At 58.3% G+C, this 17,165-nt stretch carries 14 protein-coding genes and 1 pseudogene; 7 read left to right on the plus strand and 8 right to left on the minus strand.

Features of this window, described 5'->3' with window-relative positions; genetic code table 11:
* Positions 1-956 (plus strand): MFS transporter (locus BZK31_RS13245; RefSeq protein ID WP_083183427.1); only part of this gene is annotated, 956 nt, incomplete at its 5' end.
* 81 nt (positions 957-1,037) lie between these two features.
* On the opposite strand, the gene BZK31_RS13250 is transcribed toward BZK31_RS13245, so the two are convergent.
* Positions 1,038-1,355 (minus strand): DUF6966 domain-containing protein, encoded by a 318-nt coding sequence (locus tag BZK31_RS13250; RefSeq protein WP_083183429.1) that lies wholly within the window; start codon positions 1,353-1,355, stop codon positions 1,038-1,040.
* A gap of 146 nt (positions 1,356-1,501) precedes the next feature.
* On the opposite strand from BZK31_RS13250, the gene BZK31_RS13255 reads away from it, so the two are divergent.
* The 6 genes and pseudogenes from BZK31_RS13255 (at position 1,502) to BZK31_RS13285 (ending at position 8,728) form a co-directional block, all read left to right on the plus strand.
* Positions 1,502-1,852, plus strand: a complete 351-nt coding sequence (locus BZK31_RS13255; RefSeq protein WP_083183430.1) for a DUF6152 family protein — start codon at positions 1,502-1,504, stop codon at positions 1,850-1,852.
* The gene (locus BZK31_RS13260) at positions 1,852-2,346 is read left to right on the plus strand and encodes a DUF6644 family protein (RefSeq protein WP_083183433.1); all 495 of its coding nucleotides are present in this window, start codon (positions 1,852-1,854) and stop codon (positions 2,344-2,346) included. The genes BZK31_RS13255 and BZK31_RS13260 overlap by 1 nt, the downstream gene beginning before the upstream one ends.
* Before the next feature lie 290 nt (positions 2,347-2,636).
* The gene (locus BZK31_RS30580) at positions 2,637-3,128 is read left to right on the plus strand and encodes a hypothetical protein (protein ID WP_083183435.1); all 492 of its coding nucleotides are present in this window, start codon (positions 2,637-2,639) and stop codon (positions 3,126-3,128) included.
* Positions 3,125-3,670 (plus strand): annotated as a pseudogene (locus BZK31_RS30380) (DUF4123 domain-containing protein); the annotation flags it as partial. The gene BZK31_RS30580 and the pseudogene BZK31_RS30380, both read left to right, overlap by 4 nt.
* 248 nt (positions 3,671-3,918) lie before the next feature.
* Complete coding sequence (locus tag BZK31_RS13275; RefSeq protein WP_083183437.1) at positions 3,919-7,704, plus strand: hypothetical protein; 3,786 nt, start codon at positions 3,919-3,921, stop codon at positions 7,702-7,704.
* A 163-nt stretch (positions 7,705-7,867) separates the two neighbouring features.
* A complete protein-coding gene (locus tag BZK31_RS13285) occupies positions 7,868-8,728 on the plus strand; it encodes a hypothetical protein (protein WP_415639554.1) in 861 nt (286 codons plus the stop codon).
* Between the two features lie 53 nt (positions 8,729-8,781).
* Here the strand turns inward: BZK31_RS13285 and BZK31_RS13290 are convergent, their stop codons facing one another.
* The 7 genes from BZK31_RS13290 to BZK31_RS13320 form a co-directional block, all read right to left on the minus strand.
* Positions 8,782-11,019, minus strand: coding sequence for an ATP-binding protein (locus BZK31_RS13290; RefSeq protein ID WP_083183443.1), 2,238 nt, complete (start codon positions 11,017-11,019; stop codon positions 8,782-8,784).
* Positions 11,016-11,630, minus strand: a complete 615-nt coding sequence (locus tag BZK31_RS13295) for a biliverdin-producing heme oxygenase (RefSeq protein WP_083183444.1) — start codon at positions 11,628-11,630, stop codon at positions 11,016-11,018. The genes BZK31_RS13290 and BZK31_RS13295 overlap by 4 nt, the downstream gene beginning before the upstream one ends.
* Before the next feature lie 195 nt (positions 11,631-11,825).
* Positions 11,826-12,773: a CDF family Co(II)/Ni(II) efflux transporter DmeF gene (gene dmeF, locus BZK31_RS13300; protein WP_083183445.1), complete on the minus strand. Its 948-nt coding sequence runs from the start codon at positions 12,771-12,773 to the stop codon at positions 11,826-11,828.
* A gap of 25 nt (positions 12,774-12,798) precedes the next feature.
* Positions 12,799-13,074, minus strand: a complete 276-nt coding sequence (locus tag BZK31_RS13305) for a metal/formaldehyde-sensitive transcriptional repressor (protein WP_083183447.1) — start codon at positions 13,072-13,074, stop codon at positions 12,799-12,801.
* 117 nt (positions 13,075-13,191) lie between these two features.
* Positions 13,192-15,225, minus strand: coding sequence for an LTA synthase family protein (locus BZK31_RS13310; RefSeq protein WP_083183448.1), 2,034 nt, complete (start codon positions 15,223-15,225; stop codon positions 13,192-13,194).
* Between the two features lie 11 nt (positions 15,226-15,236).
* On the minus strand, positions 15,237-15,857 hold the full coding sequence (locus BZK31_RS13315; RefSeq protein WP_083183449.1) for a hypothetical protein: 621 nt from the start codon (positions 15,855-15,857) through the stop codon (positions 15,237-15,239).
* Positions 15,854-17,152 carry a sialidase family protein gene (locus tag BZK31_RS13320; protein ID WP_083183450.1) on the minus strand — a complete coding sequence of 433 codons (1,299 nt, stop codon included), beginning with the start codon at positions 17,150-17,152 and terminating at the stop codon, positions 15,854-15,856. The genes BZK31_RS13315 and BZK31_RS13320 overlap by 4 nt, the downstream gene beginning before the upstream one ends.
* Positions 17,153-17,165 lie beyond the last annotated feature (13 nt).

The raw sequence follows: 17,165 nt of genomic DNA on the forward strand, positions 1-17,165 counted from the left end.
TGGCCGAAGCCGGTTTCTTTCCTGGCATCGTGCTGTACCTTTCGCGTTGGTACCCGAACCAGCGCCGCGGCCGGATCATGGCGCTGTTCATGTCGGCAATCCCGGTTTCCGGCTTGCTCGGCGGCCCGTTCTCCGGCTGGATCCTCAACCATTTCGCCGCCGGCCAGGGCGGCATGGCGGGCTGGCAATGGATGTTTTTGATTCAGGGACTGCCAACCGTCGCGCTGGGCATGCTGGCGTTCGTGTTGCTGTGCGACAAAGTCGAAGACGCTCGCTGGCTGACGCCCGAACAGCGTCAGCGGGTCAAGACCGATATCACCCACGATGAACTCAGCCGCCCCTTGCAGGGCAAGAGCTCGGTGGCCTCGGTGCTGACCATGCCTTTCATCTGGATTCTGGGTTTCATCTACTTCTGTATTCAGAGCGGCGTATACGCAATCAACTTCTGGCTGCCGTCGATCATCAAGAACCTGGGCTTCAGCGACGCACTGGTGATTGGCTGGATCAGCGCCGTGCCGTACCTGATGGCAGGCGTGTTCATGCTGCTGACGGGGCGCTCCGCCGACTTGCGCAATGAACGCCGCTGGCACTTGGCGGTGCCGATGCTGATGGGCGCAACCGGACTGATCATCGCCGCCAACTTCGCCACCGTACCGCTCGTGGCCATCCTCGGCCTGACCATTGCCACCATGGGCGCATTGACCAGTCTGCCCATGTTCTGGCCGCTGCCTACCGCCCTTCTCAGCGCCAGCGTTGCGGCGGGCGGCCTGGCCCTGATCAACTCGATCGGCCAGATGGCAGGTTTCCTCAGCCCTTATCTGGTGGGCTGGATCAAGGACCAGACCGGTTCGACCACGCTGGCGCTGTATTCGCTGGCCGCCCTGACCATCGTTGGCAGCCTGGTTGCCTTGCGCATCAGCCGGCAATCGACAGTAAAGGTCACTGCGACGGCCTGATCCCGCCTTCCCGCTGTACCTCGAAAGCCAGACCTTGTGTCTGGTTTTTTTATGGTGTGAAGATGTGTCTCACCGCATCGCTCACCCTTGCGAGTGCAGTATCGCTTTAGCCAGCTCCCAAGCCTTGCCGCTCAGCACACTGAATCGTTGATTGAGCTCCCCATAGCCGGATTTATACGCAAGCACTCCATTTGTGTACGTCTGCCCAAGGACGACGTCATTGAACGAGCCCATGCCCCCATAGGCCGAGAGCAGATAATCGGCTCCCGAAAGATCGGAATCCAGCAATCGAGCGCGCGCCTTACGCATCCAGGCGCTCCAATGAGTATCGCCGTCGCTCTCAAGCAGCGCAGCCAGTTCATCCAGCACATCGATCAGTTCTTCGGTTTTCACGCCCATGATTTCCCTTACTTTGCAGATTCAAACCCGTCAGCCCCGTCCGTCGGAGAGATTTCCGCTCGCGTTCCTATTTCCGATTCAGGTGATTCACTTACCTGCGTCGAACGAACGCCGTTCCAACACTTTCTCACAGGAGCATCGGTGCCATGAAGACCCTGACCGCAAGCCTGGGCATGTCCTTAGTGCTGGCCGCGACCGCCGCTTGGGCACATCACGGCTGGAGCGAATATGACGCCAGTCAGCCGCTCACCCTGAACGGAACCATCGAGCAGAGCGGTTACGCCAATCCGCATGGATTCATCGACCTCAAGACCAGCGACAAGACTTGGACAGTGGTCCTGGCTCCCCCTTCACGCATGGAAAACCGCGGGCTGACCCAAGCCATGCTGGCGACCGGAACACCGGCAAAGGTCGTCGGCTATCCCAATCGCAGCAAGCCCGAAGAGTTAAGGGCCGAACGCATCACTATCAACGGCAAGACCGTCGAGCTGCGTTGATGGCAGCGGCCAGCGAGGGTTCATGGCTGGTTTCAATTGAGGGCTCGCCGCTGGGTCAGGCGATGCGTGACCAGGTGTGGTTGTATCCGGCCATCGAAGTGGTGCACATACTCGGCTTTGCCGTACTGGTCGGCTCGGTGGTCCTGTTCGACCTGCGCCTGCTGGGCTGGTCGAAAGACATCCCGATCACCGCGCTGGCGCGTCACTTGCTGAGCTGGGCGCTGACGGCGCTGCTGTTGATCGTGCCTGCCGGGTTGATGATGTTCGCCGCCCACCCGAATGATTTCGCCAGCAACGGCGTCTTTATCCTCAAGCTGTGCCTGATCGCGGCGGCAGGCGTGAATGCCATGCTGTTTCACATGGGTGTCTACCGCTCGGTGGCGCACTGGAACACCCGGCTGGCCACACCGTGCCTCGCCAAGTGCCAGGCCGTGCTTTCAATCGCACTCTGGATCGGCGTCGTGACCTGCGGACGGCTGCTGGCTTACACCTGAAAATATCGTGGCGCTCGAATCATCGTGATACGCAACTTATTGCACAGGCGCGGCCCACAAGATCTGTTCCGGACCTCGCAAGCCAACGTCCTGGTTCAATTCGCAGACATTTGCGCACGTGCGCAATACCTTGCACGGTATTTACGGCCAAACTGATCAAAAAACGATCAAACCTGCAACCTTAACGACCTATCTCTTTGTTTTTAATATAAAAAAATATCAGGCATGCATCTTGATATAGGTACCTGACTCGATGGGCGCAGTTGCCTGTTGATACAGAGGGATTCGGGATGCCTGCCCACCAGACTTGTTTCAAGCTCAACCTTGATGGCGTCGATCACGACTTTCAGGTGCTCGCCTTCAACGGCCGGGAAGCCATCAGTCAGCGTCTGTGCGAGGCGCTGGAAGAAGCCGCATCGAACGAACATTCGGGTGTTGGCGAGTTGCGCGAAGGCTATCGCAACACGTTCAGGGCCATATCCGGTTCAGTCCCGTTTCGTCCATTTATCGAGATTGATCCGGGTGGGGTAACGGTCAGTGGGCCATTGGTGAAGCTGAACTCGGGAGGTGCGCCCGCCAGCGGCAACGGCGCTCTGCCGAACCTGCCGGGCCTTGTCAAAGAGGTTCTGACAGAAAAAGCAGGCGAGCTGTTGACTCAGAAGCTGGCAGATCCGGTTCCACTTGCCCAGCTCTGCCAAAAGCCTGAAGGCGGAACCCCGATGGACTGTCCGTTACCCGATTGCGGCTGTCGCAAGGCGTTGCAAAAGGAAGTCAGATCATGAGGATCTCCATGCTGCTGGAGCGTACCGACCACTTGCTGGAAGAGCTTTACCACCTGCTGCCTGATCCCAAGCCACACCCGCTGTTCGACAAGACAGAACTGGCAGTCTGTCGGGATAAAAGCCCTCTGTGGCTGGCTGCGACCGACGACGATAACGTTTTACGGGCGGTCCACGACGATCCTGAAAAATGGCCGGGGCTGATTATCGAAAGTCCGTTTCACAACGACATCCTGCTCGCGCATCTCAGGCACCTTTCAATCGTCAACTTCGAGGGAATCCGCCGGGGCGTCCTGCGCTATTCGAATCCTGTAACGGCCAACTACTTCTTCACAACCGGGACCGCCGAAGAGAACGCGCCATGGCTTGGGCCCATTTTCCGATTGTCCTGGTACGGCGGAACCTGGCCAGACCTTGCGCAAGGCAACCAGCGCTGGATGAGCCTCGACAATCCTCATGCCTCTCGATGGGCACCTGCGACCCAGCCAGCCACGCCGAGACTGAGCGACGCCCATGAGCACGCTTTTCGTCACCAGGAGCGCGAGCGTTTTGCCTATGACTGGTGGAAGAAACAATCCGGCGTCGCCTTTGCAAAGGCACTCGACTATCTGGACGAAGGCATGGCCCATGGCTTCGCAACAGACCCGACGCTCATGAACCGCTATCTCTCGTTGCGCGCACAACACCCTGACCAAAAAGCGCCGCCGCGCCAGTATGGCGGCACTGACGAAGCACGCTTGGACACACTGCGAGACCTGCTGCAGCAGTCTGCGCAACACAAGGAATCTGTCTAATGCCCATCGGCAGTCTGAGTACCGGTCCGTGCTGTGAAACCGGCAAACTGATCGTTCAGGTCATGGGCAAGGATCACGCGCCCAGTCAAAAATTGGTGCTGAACAGCAGGAATGGCGGTTGTACCTACCCTTCCCGTCCCGAGACGCTGGAAAGAGCGCAGTACAGCTGCATGCTGGAGGTATGGGATCACGTAGCCGAGACGCAACTGGCGCTCGAAATTGCGACCACCGAAGGCGGACCGATACGTTTGCCACTGCTCGATGACACACACGTCACTCCACGGCAGGCTGACGCACAATTCAACCAGATCGTTCCGGTGCTGCCCTTCGTCACCCTGCCGGGTTCAAAAAGCCTCTATGACCTGGGCACGCCGGTATTGGCCCGTGCGGGCTATGTGTATGTGTTCTACCGGCAAAAGCTCTGGCGTGAACTTGAAGTGCGGATCAGCGATACCGGCACGACCTACCATGACGTTGATGTCGCCCGGTTTCGTCAGGATGAGGGCTTTACGCCAAGCGAACGCACCGCCATCGGCGTGGCGCTTGACGACATCTGGCTGCCCGGAATGTGGAACAACCAGCGTGTGCTGGATGTGGAGTTGTGCTTTTCCGAGATACAGCTCAGTGCCCCCCGGCTGCAGCGTCTGGAGCGCGATGCAGCGTTGAGAACCCAGCGTTGCAGAAGGCCTGACCTCAGTTACTCGAAAGAGCGTTTCACCCGTCTTTACAAGGGCAAGCCTGATGGCGAAGCCATGCTCAAGGCGTTTTCAGGTTTCAACACGCTCGACAAGGTTCAGCAACTCACCCTGGCGCCGATCACGGCCGCATGCCTGAATCTGAGCCTGTCGATTTTCCCCGTGAGTCTTGCCGCACCACAACGTGCTCGCCAGCCCGGTTACGAACGGCTGCTGGAACACCCTGCCCTTTATCTGTGTGATCTGTCAGGCCAGTTTCCAGCCAAGGCGCTCGAACAGGCAAACGCCTTTCTTGCCGAGGCTGACAAAGGCAGAGCAGTCAAGGACACACATTATCTGGAGCTGTCGGCGCTTGCCGATGCCATGCAGGCCAGCTTACCTGCCGGTGAAAAAGATTCCACAGATAACCTGGTCCTCTGGGAAGCTCATCCGAATGTGTCTGACGTACTGAGCAAAGCTCGCCAGCGTCAGGTCTGGGGTGTGTTGCTTGAGGACTCATATCACCGAATACGCCATTTACGACAGCGCCTCGATACCCATCAGCAACTGCTCGGTGTGTGCGCCAGGTACGCCATCCAGCACCCTCATCACGCCAGCGCCTTGCTGGTGCACCAGTTGATCGTTCCGCCAACGATAGCTGGCGCGAAAAACCCGCTCAATGAAGTGATCGCCTCGCTCTCGGACACGGGCCGACAAGCCGTCAACCAGTGCACCGCCACCGTCCAGCGAGCGCTGGCGTGGCGCAACATGATCGCCGTTCAGGGCCTGTTGGTTGAAAGCCTTCAACACCGCATCACACTCCAGACCGTCGCCGACCACCTTAGCCAGGATGGCTTCGAGTACGTAGCGGCACTGTATGACCTGAGCCGCACACTGACGACACTCGCACTCTCACCCTCAAACGTGGATCCGCTGGCGCCTGGTGGCACTATCGTGGACGCGGTCACGCAAGTCGGCTTCGTGGAAGCCAGGGTCAGTCAGGGCCAGACACTGCTGTCGCAGATAACCAACGACAGCGCGCATCCACTGCACCTCATGCTCTGGCCCGAAAGCGATCTGGAAACGGTCTGCCAACCTTATGAGGTGCCACTCAACGAAGACAAGAACCTGGGCGACGGTCGCTTTCGCGCGACGCAACTGGCACGTTTCGAACATTTTCCTGCACCCGACCCCGCGACTCAGGTCACGCTGGACGCGACGCTGCTGGCCAACCTCCTGGCAGGCGACAGCCTGCAGAACTTCTTCCTCATCAACAACGGCAAAGCCACAACCGCTGCACTGGTCGGTATCTTCGAGAACCTGCAAGGCGCAGTCGATGCCGCCGAAAATGCTGTCGGACGGGCCGAGCAGACGCTGTCCTCCAGTAAAGCCAACGTCGCTGCCGCGGACATCAAAAGCCAGTCGGCCATCGATCAACTGGCCAAAGCCCGCGAACAGCCCGGTTCCAACGCACGCAGGATCAACATCAACCGCCAGGGCCGGGGCGTTCAGCAACTGCGCAGCATGATGCCGGAGCACTTCGGCGCCGCGTTCCTGTTGAAACGAAACCGGGTTACTGCGCAGCACTACGTATTTGGCCTGGAAGACCTGCCGACCCGAAGCACCATGCCCAACGCCCGCTACGGTGAATACCTGGACCCGAACGGCAACCCGTTCCGCGACATCGATCCTCCGTTCAACCCACACGGCCCCCTGACGTCCGGCGATCACCACGTGCTGGTCATCCCGCGCAGCCACAAAACCGCGCAACTGGTCGGCGACATCAACCGCAAACTGAAAGCCGCCCAAGAAGCGGGGCATGCGACTGGCAAAGCGGAAAGTGCCTATGTTCGGGCGAGAAGCGGGCTGAGTCAGGCCATCGAAAACCTCGATGCAACGAAGAGCGGCGCCGTTTACCGGTTTTTGGCATCGACACGGTTTTGTGCGGCGGTGTTGATGTTGGAGGTTTGGAATGTGGGTTCGGAGAGTGATGCATTCAATCAAACAACCAGAGAGAAGAATAAATACCGGGCGTCATTAGGGAGCATGGCTGCGGGACTAGACCTAGCTATTGCTTTAGAAGCCTTAATCGTAAAAATGTCCGGAACAAAAGCTTCACTACAACCCACTAGACAGACACTATTGAGGATTAATGATGCCGGTTCCAAGCGCTGGCTTGGTCCTTTTTTAAGCCGTGCACTTGCCAAGGAAGTAACTGCTCGGATGCTTGCCCAGCTCATTTCAGGGATAGCGCTGACAGTATTGAACCTCTGGGACGCTTGGTACGCCTGGCGGCGAAACGATGATGCGGCATACGGACATATCCTTATTGCCATGGGTGGAATAGCTGGCACGTTGGGCACAGCATTCGCAGGAGCAAATACTTTCCTCGGACTGAGTCCCTTGGGCTGGATCGCTTTACTGTTGATCGGCACAGGAGTCGGAGTAATATTACTCTTTAGCTCAACACCACTGGAAACATGGCTAAAAAGTGGTCCATTCGGAAAAGGAGATGTCAGTGATTATTTTTTGAAAGACCCACAGGAGGCATTTTATCGACTCACCAGCCTACTCGCTGGCATAACGATAAAAATAGAAAAAAATCCAGCCTACGAACCATGTGCAAAGTACAATTTTTTCACTGAAACCCCCCACGCAATCAGAAGTGCCGACACGATCATTCGTATTCAAAGTTATTTACCAGGATTAATCAGCCACCTTGAAAGTCTCGATATAAATACTGAATGCAGGTTAGGCAGTGTTATCACACGTTCCAGCCGAGAAGGAATACCTTACCAAACCGAAATTCAAGCAGCCGAAAAAAAAGAACTCCCAAAGGCACAACACCTGCATCCTGACGGGTTGGAGTTATTTTTCAGAACCCCAACAAACCCGACAATATCAATTGGCGACACTAAAACCTCTCATTTAACTTGGGTAGTCAGAGCCCAATTTGTAATGAGTCGTGGCGATGAAAAACGCATTTTTCCAGCACCTTCCCCCAGCGACCCAATTCAATACAAACTTACCTACGCCAAACCAGACTTCAGTAAGGTTAATCAGCCGTTCTGGGCAGATGAAGAAACATTCAAGGCACGTTCTCATGAATAAGTCGAAATCTACGTCCTACTACGGTAGCTTTACATACAAAAAAAACAAGATACCCAGACAGGCTTCTCCTTCTCGGCGAAACGTTAATGGCGTACGGTTACCGTGGGGAACGACCTCGAACATCATTCCCGATGGATTCGTGGCCGAGCCTACCCCAAATGAAATGCGGATGTGGGAAAAGCAAAATAATACCCCCACCCATAACGCACCCATTCCATTTCGTGACATCGAACTTCATCAGGTCTATGACCAAGAGCGTATACGTTTTGCACAACTGCCTTTCCGCTCACACTTCTGGCTATTCATGCATGCAGGAGGAAAGTGGTCATTTATAATACTCCTGCCTATTTTTCTTCTGACCTCGCTGCTCGGCATCGAAAACACTACTGACTCCGCAATTATAAATTACCTCATGAATGTATTTGATACATTTCCCATAATTATGTCACCTTGGTTAGTATGCTGGCTCATCGGCCACATCGTCATCAACCATTTCCCCAAAATCTGGTTCCGCCCCCCCAAAGGCCCACTCTGGGAGCTGAACCGCCGAACAGGACTGGTAACAATCTTCGACTACAAACGCCACCGAAAGGAAGGCGTGATAGATGAGTTCATCGCACCGTTCTACGAGTTCGATGCCTACATGCTCACCACTCGGGATCGTTTCGGCTCCAACTACGGATTGCTGCTTCGCCATCGTTATGAAGACAGGCAGATCAACTTCCATTCATTGCTTGGTCCCGACGACTTCAAGCATCGACCCTGTGCGCTCTGGGATTTTCTGCAGAATTACATGGATGTCAGCCGACCCATCCCGGATATCCCGCTGTTCGAAGCCTACCGGCCTCTGGACCCTGTAACAGCAAAATACGACAAGGACAACGGACGCAATCCACGCTATTGGATCGACATGGACGACGACACATTCAAACAGCGAGTGGATGCAATGTGGCAGCGCGCGCGTGCCATCGACACGTTTACACGGCCCAATCTGATGGAGCGCTATGTCAGTTACAACGACTGAAAGACGCCAGCAAAACAGCGGTCGGGAGCGAGTGTTCCTCGCTCCCGCCAGAATCATTCAGCGCGTGGCACGGTAAACCGGAATTCACTGCCGTGCCCCACTTCACTCTCTGCCGCCAGTACCCCGCCGTGGGCCTTGATGATGCCTTGGGAAATGTACAGACCCAGTCCTGTACCGCTGGGGTTGCCTTCCTTGACAGTCCAGTAACGCTCGAAAATGTGCGGCAACTGGTCGGCTGGAATGCCTTCGCCGGAATCGCGAACGGTAAAGACGATTTCGTTACCGTTGGACATTGCCGCCACGCCGATCTTGCCCAGCTTGGGCGTGAACTTGATGGCGTTGCCGATCAGGTTCGACAACACCTGGAACAGGCGCTCCGGGTCGGCCTTGACCTTGAGGTCGGGCTCGGCGTTGAAGGAAATTTCAATGGACTTGTCCATGGCCAGCGGCGCCAGCAACGAATACGCTTCTTCGAAGATCTGGCTGACTTCAAGCGATTGCGGCGTGATGGTGTAGCGGCCGGCTTCGATCTTCGATGTGTCGAGCAAATCCTCGAGCAATACGTTCATGCGGCTGGCGGCCTGTTGCATGGTGTCGATGGCCGAGGAAATACGCCTTGAGGTGTGCGGACCGTCAGAGCTGAAGGACTTCTGCATCATGCCGCAGAGCATCGAGATGACGGTCATCGGGTTGCGCAGGTCGTGGGACACCACGGCCACCAGTTCATCGCGCGCACGCACGGCCTGCTGCTCACGGGTCACCTGGCGAGCCAGGTCATCTTCCAGCGCCGAGCGACGCAGGTCGTTGGCCGCGAACAGATCGCCATGACTCCACTTGGTCGCGATGCCGGTCATTTCGACTTTCCAGATCTCGAATGAAGTGCGCGGTCTGAGGTGCATGCCGACATCGGAGCTTTCAAGGTTCAGCGGCTTGGCCGGATCACCGCTCCACTGAATGCTTTCCTTGACCTCGGGACGAAACCAGATCACGCCGTTATCCACCGGCTTGGGCAGGCTCATGGCGAGCACGCCGCTGGCGATTGCCTGGTAGGCCTCGGCGGGCGGGTAGAGGCTGGACAGCTTATGGCTGGAGAACACCGGCTCGCCACTGATCATCATCCACTTGTGCAAAGCCCGGATGTCGACAGGCTCGGGGCACACACCGTAGCAGTGCATCTGCCGATCCTCGATGATCGCCACACCGGTCGCGCCCACCAGATCCATCAGCAGTTGCGGCTGTTGCGACAGACCGTCGAACACGTTCTCTTCGGAGGCGATCATGGATTGATGCAAACGGCCAAGCGTCAGCAGTTTGGCTTCTCGCTGACGGCTGACTTCGAGGGCTTCCATTGCGCTGATTTGCAAGGACAGCACCTGGCCGAGCGCCTGACAGGCGCTGCGCAATTCGTGAGAGACGTACAGCGGCGTGCGATGACCGCAGCTGATAAGCCCCCACAGCTTGTCGCCCTGGATCAGCGATACGCTCATCGACGACAGCACGCCCATGTTTTTCATGTACTGGCAGTGAATCGGTGAAACGCTGCGCAGGGTCGAGAAACTCAGGTCGAGCTGCTGATGGGTATCCGGGCGCAGTTGCGGCACCAATGGCACCGGGGTGTAATCGGCATCGGGAATGATGCGCAGCCAGTTGCGTCGATACAGCTCACGCGCCTGCTCAGGAATGTCCGACGCCGGAAAAAACAGGCCATTGAACAGTTCCATGGAGGGCGATGACGCTTCGGCGATCACCTGGCCGTGACCTTCCTCCTCGAAGCGGTAGATCAGGACGCGGTCGTAACCGGTCATTTTCTGCACTTCGCGGACGCTGATTTCGTACAGCGTCTGCAGATCCCTGGCCGCGTGCAACTGGCGCAGCATGCGGCCCAGGTTACCGGTGCGCTCAAGGTAGCTGACAGCCTGGGCGTCCTTGTCCTGGATTTCAAGTTCCAGAATCAGAGCGCCCTGGCTGCGGTGCATCATCGCTTCGAATTCGATGCCGTTGACATTGATGAGCAGGCGCGGTGCGTCGACGAACGACTCATGGGCACTGGCACTTCTGATGACGTGGGTCCAGCCGGCACCTAGCGTCTTTTCGAGCGACTGGCCGATGACCTGCTGTGGCTCGAGGCCGAGCACGGCATGAACGTTGGCACTGACCTGCAGCACGGTCAGTTCGGGCTCCGTCAGCGTGAACAGCAGACCGTGCGGCTGGATGGCCCCCGGAAACTGGATGGGTTCATCAGCGCAATTGGCCAAGAGAGCTTCAAAAGCGTCCTTGTCGAGTTGGCTCATAGCAGTACCTCTTGACCGTCGAGCCAATGCTCGAAACATGCAAATGTGGAGTGCGCCGCCTTTGCCGCGGCTTCATTAAAGACAATGTCACTCGGCACATTATCCAGATAATTCAAAAATGCTTTCCAGCGCGGGCCGGTGTCGGTGCCATAAACATCCAGAAACGCGGCGCCGCTGGTCTCATCGAGGCCAAACCGCCGTTCGACTTCGCGCCGCAGCACCTGCCCTCCCAGTGTCGCACCTTCAAGTACATAGAGCACGCCCAGGCAGGCGCCCGGAGAATCGATCACCGGCAATCGGCAACACAGCGGCAATCGCTCGATGTCCTGATCCGCCATGCCCAGCGCGTGCAGGTCCTCCACCAGAGCAGGCGTCTTGATCCGCTCGTGCAGAACGAGCGCTGACGGTGCGAGCGCACTGGAACGCAATGCAGCCTCAAGCGGTGCATACAGCCCGTAATAAGCTTGCATCAAGCGCAAGTAAAGGTCGGCATCCAGGCGGGAAGAGAAAAACGGCATGCGTTTTTCAAGTTGACTGTGTAGCTGACTCGTCTGATTACGAAGTGCATCGAGCAACCTCGGCGGTTTGAAACAGGAAAACTTTGCCGGCATCCAGTAAGGCTCTCGATGGTTCGATAAGGCAGAAAAACGCGTCCGAGCGAAAATTGACGGTCAAAATACAGACTGACGGCCAAAGCCGACAGTCTTTTTCGGAATTCGCGATGAAATACAGAAGTTTGAAATGACGCTCAGCAGGCAATCCAGCGCGATCGCTTCAAACGACTGCCTGCCCTGTCTCTTGACGCATCAGCCTTGGCTTGTCTGATACTCGATCGTCAGATGCGAAACCTCATGTACCTGACCGAGTCTCTCACGGATCAGCTCGACAGGCACTTTAATATCAGCCAGTACACTGACGATCACCGCGTGAGCCTGAGGCCCCACCTGCCAGACGTGCAGATCGATGATCTTCACGCCTCCTGTCGTCTGGATGATTTCACGGATTTCATCCGCCACCTGCTCGTCAGTTACGTCCAGCAAAACACTGGAACTGTCTTTGATCAGACCGTAAGCCCACTTGGCGATAACACACGCGCCGACGATACCCATCAGCGGGTCCAGCCACACCCAGCCCAGATAGCGCCCGGCCAGCAAGGCGGCAATGGCGAGCACCGAAGTCAACGCATCGGCCATGACATGAAGGTAGGCCGAGCGAAAATTGTTGTCGCCGTGGTGGTGATCGTGAGCATGCGAATGACCGTGTGCATGACCGTGATCGTGATGCCCGTGCCCGCCCGACAGCAGCACCGCGCTCAACACATTCACCACCAGACCGATGACCGCAATCACCGTGGCTTCGGCAAACGCCACGGTGGTGGGCTGAAACAGCCGGACCAGAGACTCGATGCCGATGCCCAGTGACACCATGGCCAGAATGAGTGCCGACGCAAAACCGGCGAGATCGCCAACCTTGCCGGTACCGAAACTGAACCGGTGGTTATGCGCGTTGCGCCGCGCGAAAGCATAAGCACCTGCCGCGATGCCCAGCGCACCGGCATGGGTTGCCATGTGCAGCCCGTCGGCAAGCAGGGCCATGGAGCCGGTGATGTAGCCCGCCAGGATCTCGACCACCATCATCACGAAGGTCAACGCCACGACCCACAACGTGCGCCGGGCGTTGCGGTCATGGGCTGCGCCGAGAAACACATGGTGATGGGGTTGCGCGGCAGAGCGGCCATGCTGTTCGTGGATCATCGAGAAACTCCCTGAGCAACAGACGTCATTTGGAATAGCGGCGGATGGCTTCAAGCAACTCTTCCAGGCCCTGCGCCCGGGCTTCATCGCTCAAATCAGGACGCGCCACATGCTCGCGGGCATGGGCTTCGATGATCTGGTCCAGCAGGCCATTGAGAGCGCCGCGAGTGGCCGCGACCAGATGCAGCGTGGTGGCGCAATCGGCGTCGCCCTCCAGACCACGTTCGATGGCCTGCACCTGCCCGGCGATGCGCCGGACACGTTTAAGCAGATCAGCCTTGTTATCGATCATGTGCGCCATAACATACCCCCCTACCCTATCTGAAAGTCATGTTAGATGTTTGGCGGGCGGCAGGCAAACGCCCGCTGCAAACGCTCCGTCATCAACGGACCCGTTTTCAGACGGGCGCCACAAGGATCAACGCACGTTCTGATACAGCATCATGCGCGAGGTTTCGTGCAGGCCACGGGTCAGGTCGCGCAGGCGCTTGAACTCTTCCGGGTTCTGCTCGGCGACATTGATCAGCGGCGTGGGCGACGCCAGGTCGTGCAGGGTCGCAGAGCTGCCGTCGTGCTCCATCTGCAACAGGTAATGCTGGGTAACGCCGCCGATCAGCGGGAATGTTCCCTCGCGCAGCACCAGTGGCACCACCCGCTCGCCTTCCGGGGCGGGCTGCTGAATATCGCGGCCCATCGCGCCGTTGCTGAACGGCATGCCTGCCATACCGGCAAGCGTGGGCAGCAGATCGGCAAGGCCGACCGCGTCGTCGATCACCCGTGTGCCCAACAACCCCGGCGCGTGGATCAGCATCGGCACGTTGTTGCTCTCCAGCCCCAATTGCTCGAAGGCAGGCGCCATGTGCGGGATCTGGCTGATGCGCGTGTTGTGATCGCCAAACAGCACGAAAATGGTGTTTTCGTAATAGCCGCCTGCTTTGGCCAGGTCCATCAGACGGCCTATGTTGAAGTCCAGCAGGCGTACCGCGTTGTACTGCTCCACGCTGCGTGAACCTGCGGCCTGCACTTGCTCCAGCGTCTTGTCACTGACCTGGAAACCGTCGTTGTCTTTCGGAATGGTGAACGGCCGGTGATTGCCTGCCGTCTGCACGTAGGCAAAAAACGGTTTGTCGGCGGGCAAGGCGCGCAGGATGCGGTCGCTCTCCTTGAACAGGTCCAGATCGGAAATGCCCCAGACATCTACCTGAGGTGATTTCCAGTCGCGCTCGTCATACAGGCGAACGTCGTCGATGCTGCGCCGGATCAGCGCGTTCATGTTGGCCCAGCCGGAGTTGCCGCCAATCATGTACAGCTTTTCGTAACCCTTGAAATCGTTGATGATCGTGTGCTGTCGCGTCAGCAGCGGGTGACGCGTGGCCGTTTCCTGACGCGTGACGTCGGGCACTCCGGTGATGCTCGCCCACACGGTTTTGGCCGTGCCGGTTACCGGTACATAGAAATGTTTGAAGAACCAGCTCTGGGTCGCCAGATGATCCAGGTTCGGCGTCGGATTGAGCGGGTTACCATATGCGCCCACAGCACTGGTGCCCAACGATTCCAGCATCACGAACATCACGTTCGGTGGCCGGTCACCCGGCAAACGGTAAGGTTGTACTGGTTGCTGGCGCGTGAAATTGGGGATGCTCACGTCAGGCTTTTCCACACCCAGATAACGGGCGACAACGTCGTAGTGCTCACGCACCTGTTTTTCGTCATAGCGCGACTGGGCGACCTTGAGGGTGTCGTACAGAAACAGCGCCGGGTTGAGCCCCAGCGCCGCCACCTGACTGTTGCCGGAGAAGAACGCATCGCTCCAGCGCAACGGCACCGGGTTCTCCAGATTGAGGTTCTCGACCCGGCCCAGCAGACCGAGAAACGTCGCGCACACCACGACGGCCGAAACCGCAGCAATCGACCAGCGCTTCATAGGTTTAGGAGCGCGCGCCAGCGTCATTCGCTCAAGGGTGATCAGCGTCCAGCCCATCAGCGCAACGGTCAGCAGCCACGCAAAGGTGATCCACAGCACCGGATAGGTCTGCCAGAGCATGTCGCGGGAAATCTGAGCGTCTTCCAGATAACGCAATACGCTGGCGTTGAGTCGCACGCCAAGGTACGCGTAATGGCCGAAATCAATGATGTAGACCAGCGTCAGAACCGCCAGCGCCAGCACCAGCCAGACCCGCGCCACCCAGCGCAGCGCAGGGACGCGGACCAGATTGAAACGCGGCAACCAGAGCAGCACGGCCACAGGCAGCATCAGCAGCAGCGCCAGACGCAGGTCGAACCGCAAACCGATGCCCAGCGTCTGCAGCACGTCGCCGCTGGTGAACAGCGTGCCGGGCTCGATACCCGAAAAGCCGTAGAAAAACACCATTCGCAGCGCCGCCAGCAGCAGAAACACCCACACGACCGCGCCCAGCCAGTACCTCAGGCGTCGTGATTGCAAGCCACTCATTCTCATTCCTCTCATGCAGCACCGGCAGACAGGTCTGCCGGGCGATTGCGCCTCACGGCCGTGCGATAGACATAACCAACGCCCAGCCACAGCAGTGCCGCACAGCAGTACAGCGCCAGCAGCGGGTCGATCAGGTAGTCCCAATAATTTTCCGACGGTTTGATGCGGAACGTGAACGCCAGCGTGGCGACACTGAGCATCACCACGCCCGGCACATTGCGCAGGCAGACCAGCACCAGTGCCAGTAACGCCACGATGATGATCATCGTCCTGGGGTTATAGCCCCAGCGGTACGGGTCGAAATAGGTCAGCCCCAGCGTGGCCGGATACAACGTCAGTGCCATGCCGGCAAACACCAGCAACACCAGTAGCCGATGCGTGGCGGCCATGGGTCTGATGACGCCCAGTCGATGCAGGGTCAGCCAGGCCAGCACCACCAGACTGCTGATCGAAAGGTCATCGGTCAGGCTGCGGGCGTAGGCCGCCATCGTCAGGTCATTGACCTCGATCACGCTCAGCAGAGACGTCGCCGCGAGCAGCCCACAGCGCCACCACAACGAAGCGGTCAACGGCGCGAGCAGGACGAACAGGGTCCACGCAAAGGCCAGATGGGCCAGTCCCAGCGCAATCATAAAAGGTGCTCCGCCAGCCAGGCCTCATTGAAGCTGACATGTTTGATGAAGGTGTTATTCCACGAGTAGACCAGGTGATACAGGCCTTCGGGGCTGCGGATGAAGTAAGGGTATTCGTATTCGAAATCGCAGCCTTGCGGCGAGCAGACGCGCTGGTCGAGGTTGCTCAGAAACTCGGCTTCCATCGGCTGACGACGGGCACCGCTGGAGCTTCTGAAGCCTTCTCCGATGACCTCCTTGTAGGCTTCCAGAGAGAATGGCGTGCCCAGCGGATCGGGGGACTTGTCCAGGTCGATCACCGGGCGCCAGACATTCATCTCTTCGTCGGTGCCATACAGGCTGAGCTTGAAGCGGCCTTCACGCAGATCATTCAGCGCCACCAGCAGCCCCTTGCCTGGCACGCCGACGGCTGCCAACGACGAATTGGGGTTGCTGGGCGACAGTGGATGCGGCTCGCTCCAGGTCTGCCCGCCATCTTCGGTGCGGCTGGCCAGGACCCGATGATGGGTTTCACCGGCATAGCGCAGCAATGCCACCGCACGCTGCCCATCCAGCGGCACGACCGTGGGCTGCAGGGAGTTCTTGCCCCGGCTGATACGAAACTTGTCGATCACGTCGCCGTCGGGACTCAGGTACAGGTACTCGGCAAACTTGCCGAGAAACTCGTGGTACACCGGCAGCCCGATCGAACCGTCGGCATGAAAGACCGGCGCGGCGCGCACCAGCGTACTGATGTTGAGAAAGGGCGACGTCACCAGTTGACGCGGCGGCGACCAACTGGTGCCCATGTCGCCGGACACCATCGCATTGACCGTGCTGCCCGCCCAGCCGCCGACCGAGACCGACACATAAAACAGCCACAGACGGTTGTCGGGTGCGAGCGCGATCACCGGGTTACCCAGCTTGCGGATGTACTTGCCGGTCCCGGTCTGAGTGGACTCACGGGTCGCCAGCACCTGCTCGGCGCCCCATTCCTCTGTAGCAGCGTCGAAGCGCGAGGTGCGTATCTCGACATCCCCGGCGCCTTCGCGGGAACCTGCGAACCACACCGACATCAGGTCGCCACCGGGCAGCGCCGTGACCGCCGAGGAATGCACGAAGTCGTCCAGGTCCGAAGAGGCGAAGCGCGAACTATAGGAGGCCTTGGGCGCGACACTTTGTGCACTTGCGGTCGGCGTGGTCACGGCAAAGCCTGACATTCTGTGCAGCGGATGGCTAAGCCACGCGCTCATGAAGATCGCCATGACGATCAGGCCTGCGCTCCATGCGACCAGGTTTGGGGACATTACACGCATGAAGGGGCATCGC

The sequence above is a fragment of the Pseudomonas floridensis genome, assembly GCF_002087235.1.
GTDB lineage: Bacteria > Pseudomonadota > Gammaproteobacteria > Pseudomonadales > Pseudomonadaceae > Aquipseudomonas > Aquipseudomonas floridensis.